Here is a 398-nt window from a genome sequence, read left to right as displayed (position 1 = left end):
CCCGGCCCCGCATTGTTTCATAATTGAGTCGCAATAAGATCAAGACATCGGCATAACCTAGCTTGTTTCCCCCTTTATTACAGCGAAAGGTCGGCATAAAAAAGCCATAGATTTAGCCACAGGTAAAAACCGGCCTTTACTGCGTTGGGGTTATTATTGAAGCTGCTGCTTGTAGAAGACGACCAACAATACCGTGAGTATTTATACAAAGCATTTAACGCGCAAGGCTACACCGTAGCCACCTCCGAAGACGGCCAGCAAGCACTGCTTATGGCCACCTGCGAATAGCACGACATAATAATACTCTACCGTATGTTACCTACACTTGATGCACTACAAGTATAGGCCCCACTGAGCGCCACCCGCAAGCGTACACCGGTACATAATCTTTCGCCATT

General features: G+C 47.2%; 1 protein-coding gene. It reads left to right on the top strand.

The features are described from left to right. The first annotated feature begins 156 nt into the window (after positions 1-156). Positions 157-288 (top strand): response regulator transcription factor, encoded by a 132-nt coding sequence (locus tag CWC17_RS19700; RefSeq protein ID WP_138614660.1) that lies wholly within the window; start codon positions 157-159, stop codon positions 286-288. The last annotated feature ends 110 nt before the right edge of the window (positions 289-398 follow it).

Source organism: Pseudoalteromonas sp. S3785 (assembly GCF_005887365.1).
Classification (GTDB): Bacteria; Pseudomonadota; Gammaproteobacteria; order Enterobacterales; family Alteromonadaceae; genus Pseudoalteromonas.
This window is presented reverse-complemented; position numbering and strand designations above follow the sequence as displayed.